Source organism: Mycobacterium sp. TH-M103 (assembly GCF_057473785.1).
The window spans coordinates 1-4,527 of sequence record NZ_JBYCLG010000168.1; the positions used below are offsets into that span (position 1 = coordinate 1).

The 4,527-nt window shown below is 70.5% G+C and carries 4 protein-coding genes; 1 reads left to right on the top strand and 3 read right to left on the bottom strand.

Translation table 11 applies throughout. The features are described from left to right. Positions 1-16: 16 nt before the first annotated feature. The 3 genes from AC2VOR_RS09405 to guaA form a co-directional block, all read right to left on the bottom strand. Entirely contained in the window at positions 17-688 is a 672-nt protein-coding gene (locus AC2VOR_RS09405; protein WP_369740306.1) for a hypothetical protein, read from the bottom strand. 171 nt (positions 689-859) lie between these two features. Continuing rightward, positions 860-1,792, bottom strand: a complete 933-nt coding sequence (locus tag AC2VOR_RS09410; protein WP_369740308.1) for an LLM class flavin-dependent oxidoreductase — start codon at positions 1,790-1,792, stop codon at positions 860-862. 188 nt (positions 1,793-1,980) lie between these two features. Next, positions 1,981-3,558 (bottom strand): glutamine-hydrolyzing GMP synthase, encoded by a 1,578-nt coding sequence (guaA, locus tag AC2VOR_RS09415; protein ID WP_369740310.1) that lies wholly within the window; start codon positions 3,556-3,558, stop codon positions 1,981-1,983. A gap of 154 nt (positions 3,559-3,712) precedes the next feature. On the opposite strand from guaA, the gene AC2VOR_RS09420 reads away from it, so the two are divergent. Further along, the gene (locus AC2VOR_RS09420; protein ID WP_486963671.1) at positions 3,713-4,462 is read left to right on the top strand and encodes a beta-phosphoglucomutase family hydrolase; all 750 of its coding nucleotides are present in this window, start codon (positions 3,713-3,715) and stop codon (positions 4,460-4,462) included. Positions 4,463-4,527 lie beyond the last annotated feature (65 nt).

Below are 4,527 nucleotides of genomic sequence, written 5' to 3' on the forward strand. Positions count from 1 at the left end.
GAAGAAGCCACCGGAATCACCCCGTCCGCGCCCGGCCGACCGTCCGGCCCGCGCACACCCCGCCGACCTGCAGCCGCACCCTGCCGATGCGCCCGAAGCCCGGCCGCCCCCCGGCCGTCAGCTCGTAACCGCAGACCCGGGCCGCGAGCCGGGTCGGGGCCCCCTGCCACTCACCGTCGGTGACCAGCAGGGTGCAGCCCCTGTTGCGGGCGCGCGCCACCACCGCCCGCGCCCGCGTCTGCGGCACCCGCCGCCCGCCCAGGCCGAGCACCACCAGGTCCATGCCGTCGACGAGCACCGCGGCCACCTCCACCGGATCCGTTCCGGCATCGGGTATCACCGCGATCCGGCTCAGGTCCGCGCCCATCTCCACGGCGGCCAGCAACCCGATGTCGGGCTGGCCGACGATGGCCGCGTTGCCCCCGGCCGCCGTGACCGCGGCCACCACGCCCAGCAGCAGCGACCGCGCCCCCGACAGCACCGCCACCGTCCCCCGCGGCAACGCCACCGGCAGCGCATCCGCCAGCCACTGCGGGAGCGCCAACCGGGCTTCCGATTCCGGCAGCGGGTCGTCGACGCCGATTCCCCCGGACGCCTTCCCGGACAACACGGCCATCCGCCGGCGAAGCGATTCCAGCTGCTCGGCGCGGTTTTCCCGGCGCCGATCGGAGGCGATAGCCGATGTCATACCCGTTCCCTATATTCGAAAGTATGTTCGATATCGCGAGTAAACACCCGCCCTTGAACGCCGTCAAGCCAACCGTCAAGCAACGCGAGGGGCGGCTTTATGCGCTCGGTGCCGGTGTGGCTGATGGTGCTTTTGAGCAGCGTTTTGACGGCGTCCCGGTGGCCGACCCGCTCAGAGTGCGCCGAGCACCCGCGACGCCAGCAGTTCCAGCGTCGGGTCGCTGCCGCGATCGTGGGTGAACAGCACGATCTGCCTGAAACCCAGCCCCTCCAGCTCTTTGATCCGGTCCACGATCTGCGGCGCGGTTCCGACCAGGCCGCCCTCGTGCAGTCCGAAAGCCGGTGCGCCAAAACGCTTTTCGGCCATCGCGCGGACCTCGGGCAGCGCCGCGTCGTCGGGCGCGAGCGCCATGACGGCCTCGACCGACAACACGATGTCGTCCGGGTCGCGTCCGATGTCGGCGCAGCAGGCGCGCAGCACGTCACGTTTGCGCTCCAGCTCGGCCAGCGCATAGGTGGGCACGTTCCACACGTCGGCGTACCGGGCGACCAGCGGCAGCGTGAACCTCTCCCCCACGCCGCCGACGACGATCGGTGGACGCGGCCTCTGCACCGGCCCGGGGACGATCGGCATGTCCTCGACCGTGTAGTGCCTGCCCGTGAAGTCGACCCGCTCTTCGGCGAACGCCTGCGTGAGGATCTCGAGCGCCTCGCCGAGGCGCTCGGAACGATCGCGGAAAGTGCCCCACGGCAGGCCCATTCGGTGATGCTCGTCGGGGATGGAACCGCTGCCCAGGCCGAGCTCGATCCGGCCGCCCGAGATCTGGTCGAGCGTGGTCACCATCTTGGCCAGCACCGCGGGGTGGCGGAACTGGTTACACAGCACCATGTGTCCGACGCGGAGCCGTTCGGTACGGGCCAGCAGCGCGGTCGCCAGCGTCCAGGCTTCCAGCGACGGAACCGTCGGGGCGCCGGGCCCGTACATGTGGTCGTAGAGCCACACCGAGCCGATGCCGAGTTCCTCGCAGCGCAGCGCGCGATGCAACACGTCGGAATACGTGAACCCCATCTGCGGCACGTAGACACCGATGTCGAGTGTGGTCATGGCTTCACCTTTCCGTGCCCGGCCACGTCACGTCTACCACGGGTGGCCCCGTGGGAAGACAACAGGCTTACCACGGCCGGCGCGATTGTCGCGCGAAGGCGGGCAATCCGCGCACCGCCCGGGACGCGGCCCGGTCTCGACGGCGGCCGTGCGCGGCCGGGGGCCGGATGCCGGCCCCGGCGTCCCGGCTATTCCCACTCGATCGTGCCGGGCGGTTTGCTGGTGATGTCGAGCACCACGCGGTTGACCTCGGCCACCTCGTTGGTGATGCGGGTCGAGATGCGCTCCAACACCTCGTAGGGCACCCGCGTCCAGTCGGCGGTCATCGCGTCCTCGCTGGACACCGGCCGCAACACGATCGGGTGCCCGTAGGTGCGGTTGTCGCCCTGCACCCCGACCGAGCGGACGTCGCCCAACAGCACCACCGGGCACTGCCAGATCTGGTTGTCCAGGCCCGCCGCGGTCAGCTCCTCGCGCGCGATCGAGTCGGCGCGCCGCAGCGTGTCCAGCCGCTGCGCGGTGACCTCGCCGACGATCCGGATGCCCAGCCCGGGTCCCGGAAATGGTTGGCGCGCAACGATTTCCTCCGGCAGGCCGAGTTCCCGCCCGACCGCACGCACCTCGTCTTTGAACAGCAGCCGCAGCGGCTCGACGAGCGTGAACTTCAGGTCGTCGGGCAGGCCGCCGACGTTGTGGTGGCTCTTGATGTTCGCGGTGCCGCTGCCCCCGCCGGATTCCACCACGTCCGGATACAGCGTGCCCTGCACCAGGAACTCGACGTCAGAACCGCTGTCGCCCACGATGTCACGCACCGCGCCCTCGAACGCCCGGATGAACTGCCGGCCGATGATCTTGCGTTTGCCCTCGGGATTGTGCACACCGGCCAGCGCGTTCAGGAACGTGTCCGCCGCGTCGACGGTGACCAGATTGGCACCGGTGGCGGCCACGAAATCGCGCTGCACCTGGGCGCGCTCGCCGGCGCGCAGCAGCCCGTGGTCGACGAACACACAGGTCAACCGGTCACCGATGGCGCGCTGTACGAGCGCGGCGGCCACCGCGGAATCGACGCCGCCCGACAGCCCGCAGATCGCCCGGCCCTCACCGATCTGCGCGCGCACCTGCTCGACCAGCGCACTGGCGATGTTGGCGGGCGTCCAGTCCGCGCCCACCCCGGCGAAGTCGTGCAAAAACCGGCTGAGCACCCGCTGCCCGTGCGGGCTGTGCATCACCTCCGGGTGGTACTGCACGCCGGCCAGGCGCCGCTCGACGTTCTCGAAGGCGGCCACCGGGGCGCCTGGGCTGCTGGCCACCACCTCGAACCCGTGCGGCGCGGCCGTGACCGCGTCGCCGTGGCTCATCCACACCGGCTGGGTCGCGGGCAGGCCCGAATGCAGTTCCCCGCCGGTCACTTCCAGTTCGGTGCGGCCGTACTCACTGGTGCCGGTGTGGGCGACGGTCCCCCCGAGGGCCTGCGCCATCGCTTGGAACCCATAGCAGATGCCGAACACCGGGATCCCCAGGTCGAACAGCGCAGGGTCGATCTGCGGCGCGCCTTCGCTGTAGACACTGGCCGGTCCGCCGGACAGCACGAGCGCCAGCGGGCGACGGGCCTTGATCTCCTCGATCGCGGCGGTGTGCGGGACGACCTCGGAGAACACCCGCGCCTCGCGGACCCGCCGGGCGATCAGCTGCGCGTACTGCGCACCGAAGTCGACCACCAGCACCGGCCGCGGCGCCGCCGCTTCGAGATCACCAGCTTTCGTCACGCCGCAAAGTTTAGAGGGCGCCCGTCCCGCGACCGGTCCGCCACCGTGCCGGGCCCGGGTCGGACGACTCGGTGGCGGCGCGCAGCGCGACATGGTGGAGTGGGTATGGCCTATCTAGTCACCGGTCCCCGACACCAGGAGAGAGAGGTCCACCGTGAGCCCAGGGCTCGGCCTGCCAGAGAAGGTACATGCCTGCCTGTTCGACCTGGACGGTGTGCTCACCGACACCGCCAGCGTCCACACCAAGGCCTGGAAGACCATGTTCGACGCCTTCCTGTCGCAACGGGCCGAGCGCACGGGCGAGAAGTTCGTCCCCTTCGACCCGGACGCCGACTACCGGCGCTACGTGGACGGCAAGAAGCGCGAGGACGGGATCCGCTCGTTCCTCGACAGCCGCGAGATCGAACTGCCCGACGGCAGTCCCGACGATCCCGACGACGCCGACACGGTGTACGGCCTGGGCAACCGCAAGAACGCGATGTTCCAGAAGGTCCTGCACGAGGACGGCGTCGCGGTGTTCGAGGGGTCGCGGCGCTACCTGGAGGCGGTCTCAGCCGCGGGGTTGGGCATCGCCGTGGTGTCCGCCAGCGCCAACGCCGACGACGTTCTGCAGATCGGCGGCCTGGATCGGTTCGTGCAGAAGCGGGTCGACGGTGTCACGCTGCGCGAGGAGCACCTCGCCGGCAAGCCGGCCCCGGACTCGTTCCTGCGCGCGGCCCAGCTGCTCGGTGTGGAGCCCCAGGCGGCAGCGGTGTTCGAGGACGCGCTGTCGGGCGTGGCGGCCGGCCGGGCCGGTGATTTCGGCTACGTGGTGGGTGTCGATCGGGTGGGCCAGGCCGACGACCTGCGCAGCAACGGCGCCGACGTCGTGGTCACCGATCTCGGCGATCTGCTGCGATCATGATCACCGACGAATCGTTCCCGGTCGAACCGTGGCAGGTCCGCGAGACCCGGCTCGACCTGGACCTG

Coding starts and splice junctions, on each gene's coding strand:
- AC2VOR_RS09405 (WP_369740306.1), bottom strand. CDS start 688: ATGACATCGGCTATCGCCTCCGATCGGCGCCGGGAAAACCGCGCCGAG.
- AC2VOR_RS09410 (WP_369740308.1), bottom strand. CDS start 1,792: ATGACCACACTCGACATCGGTGTCTACGTGCCGCAGATGGGGTTCACG.